The sequence below is a fragment of the Halorubrum sp. SD612 genome (genome assembly GCF_002135005.1).
This window is the reverse complement of the sequence record NZ_NEWI01000275.1, coordinates 1-2,150: the sequence shown is the minus strand read 5'-3', so window position 1 is coordinate 2,150 and position 2,150 is coordinate 1. Positions and strand designations below refer to the sequence as shown.

General features: G+C 70.9%; 4 protein-coding genes. 2 read left to right on the top strand and 2 right to left on the bottom strand.

The genetic code is table 11. The features are described from left to right. The first annotated feature begins 319 nt into the window (after positions 1-319). Positions 320-715 carry a thioredoxin family protein gene (locus B9G38_RS16345; protein WP_086221083.1) on the top strand — a complete coding sequence of 132 codons (396 nt, stop codon included), beginning with the start codon at positions 320-322 and terminating at the stop codon, positions 713-715. 4 nt (positions 716-719) lie between these two features. Here B9G38_RS16345 and B9G38_RS16340 read toward each other — a convergent pair whose 3' ends face one another. Next, complete coding sequence (locus B9G38_RS16340) at positions 720-935, bottom strand: hypothetical protein (protein WP_086221082.1); 216 nt, start codon at positions 933-935, stop codon at positions 720-722. Positions 936-1,041: 106 nt separating this feature from the next. Here B9G38_RS16340 and B9G38_RS16335 point away from each other — a divergent pair, with 106 nt between their 5' ends. Continuing rightward, positions 1,042-1,785, top strand: a complete 744-nt coding sequence (locus B9G38_RS16335; RefSeq protein WP_086221081.1) for a ThuA domain-containing protein — start codon at positions 1,042-1,044, stop codon at positions 1,783-1,785. Between the two features lie 51 nt (positions 1,786-1,836). On the opposite strand, the gene B9G38_RS16330 is transcribed toward B9G38_RS16335, so the two are convergent. Then, positions 1,837-2,150, bottom strand: a 314-nt coding sequence (locus B9G38_RS16330) for a helix-turn-helix domain-containing protein (RefSeq protein WP_198945727.1), incomplete at its 5' end; no start/stop codon positions are given.

Here is a 2,150-nt window from a genome sequence, read left to right as displayed (position 1 = left end):
CCGGCGCGCCTTCCGCCCTCCGTCTTTCGGGGGCGGAGCCGCCACCCGTATCCGGCGTCACCGGTCCCCGACGGAATACGGAGTCGAGAGTTCCCCGGCACGTGGTGACACGCGTCGAGAGTCACCGCCCGATAGCCTCGCCGTCCGCCGCAGGGGGACCGACCGCGTCGGCCGCGGGAGGCGTCCGCCGTTCGCAAGCGGGTCGCGAATGCGCACGGCCGGGCTCGCCGGCGGCGTCACTGACCGCTCGCGACCGCAGTTCGTCCCCGCGTTTGCCACCGACGCGCGGTTTACGTGTCCCGACGACCTACCGGGCGCCATGACGCTCGAAACGCTCGCGCCCGCCGACGACCTCGACGCGGAGGCGTTCGACGATTCGGTCCTCGCGGCGCTCGGAGCCGACGACTTCGTATTTAACGTGTGGGGCGGCGACTGGTGCGGCGACTGCCGGCGACAGCTCCCCGAGTTCGGCGCCGCGCTCGCGGCCGCCGGCGTCCCCGACGACCGCATCGAGGCGTTCCCGGTGACGAAGGGACCGAACGGCAAGGAGGGCGAACTGGTCGACGAGTACGGGATCGAGCTGATCCCGACGGTCGTCGTCGAGAGCGCGGACGGCGAGGAGCTCGCGCGGTTCGTCGAGGAGGAGCCCGTCTCGATCGCGGAGTACCTCGCGGAGCGGCTCGCGGACGTCGAAGCGACGCCCGAGTCGGCGTAAGCGCTCACGCCTCGTCCGCGTTCATGTCGAACGCGTAGTAGAGCACGGCCATGGTGACGCCCATCGTGACCGCCTGAACCGTCGTGGTGATGTCGAGGAGGACACCGACCGAGAGGAGCGTCGTCGCCACGACCACGCCGGTAAGGAGGGCGTAGCGGAGCCGTGAGAGGCCGCGCGCCCAGTCGTCGAGCCGGCGGTACAGCTCCCGAGGACCCGTCATGGGCCGTCGTGTCGTCTCCGGAGTCAAGTGCCTTCGGGTCCGCGCTTATCGCCGAGTCCGCGCGCCGAGGGCGACCTCTCAAGTCGGTCGGGCGTTGACTCCGAGCATGGCACGCGTCACGGTCTGGAACGAGCATCGACACGAGCGCGAGAGCGACGTCGTCGCCAAGGTGTACCCCGACGGGATCCACGCGGTCGTCGCGGACGCGCTCCGCGAGGGCGGCCACGAGGTCCGCACCGCGACCCTCGACGAGGGGCCGGACCACGGGCTCACGGAGGCGGTCCTCGACGACACCGACGTGCTCGTCTGGTGGGGCCACGCCGCCCACGACGAGGTCCGCGACGCGGTCGTCGACCGCGTCCACGAGCGCGTCCTCGACGGAACTGGCCTGATCGTCCTCCACTCCGCGCACTACTCGAAGATATTCAAACGGCTGATGGGGACCAGCTGCTCGCTGAAGTGGCGCGAGGCCGCCGAGCGCGAGCGGCTGTGGACGATCGAGCCGAGCCACCCGATCGCCGACGGGATCGGCGAGCGGATCGAGCTGGACGAGACGGAGATGTACGGCGAGCGGTTCGACGTTCCGGCGCCGGACACGCTCGTCTTCACCTCCTGGTTCGAGGGCGGCGAGACGTTCCGATCCGGCTGCTGTTACCGCCGCGGGAGCGGGAAGGTGTTCTACTTCCGCCCGGGTCACGAGACGTACCCGATCTACCACGACGAGGACGTCCGGCAGGTCCTCCGGAACGCGGTCGACTGGGCGGAGCCGGGCGACGGGCCGACGCCCGAGTTCGGCAACGCCGACCCGATCGAGGAGATCGACACGAGCGACGACCGGACGGTTCACTAGAGCGAGTCGACGGTCGCGCGTCGACGGTCGCGCGTGTCGTCACACGCCCGGTCAGGCCACGTCGCGAAGCTCCATGAACGCGGTCATCATCGCCGATTCGGCCTTCCGGAGGTGTTCGGACGCGGTACTCGGCGCGGCGTCGATCCGCTCCGCGACCTCCTCGACGGACGCGGTCCGCGGGGACTCGTAGTACCCGCAGTCGACGGCGGCCGCGAGCGCGTCGAACTGCCGGTCCGTCAGTCCCGGGTCGAAGAGGTGCTGTCGCCAGTCGTACCCCCCGACGCGGAGGACCTCGCTGTCGATCCGCTCCGGGAGCCCGGCGAGCGCCTCCCGGAGCGGTCCGTGCTCCCCGAGGACGGTCAGGC

Bases quoted from the DNA above. Each gene is read 5' to 3' on its own strand.
- B9G38_RS16345 (WP_086221083.1), top strand. From the start codon at position 320: ATGACGCTCGAAACGCTCGCGCCCGCCGACGACCTCGACGCGGAGGCG.
- B9G38_RS16335 (WP_086221081.1), top strand. From the start codon at position 1,042: ATGGCACGCGTCACGGTCTGGAACGAGCATCGACACGAGCGCGAGAGC.
- B9G38_RS16340 (WP_086221082.1), bottom strand. From the start codon at position 935: ATGACGGGTCCTCGGGAGCTGTACCGCCGGCTCGACGACTGGGCGCGC.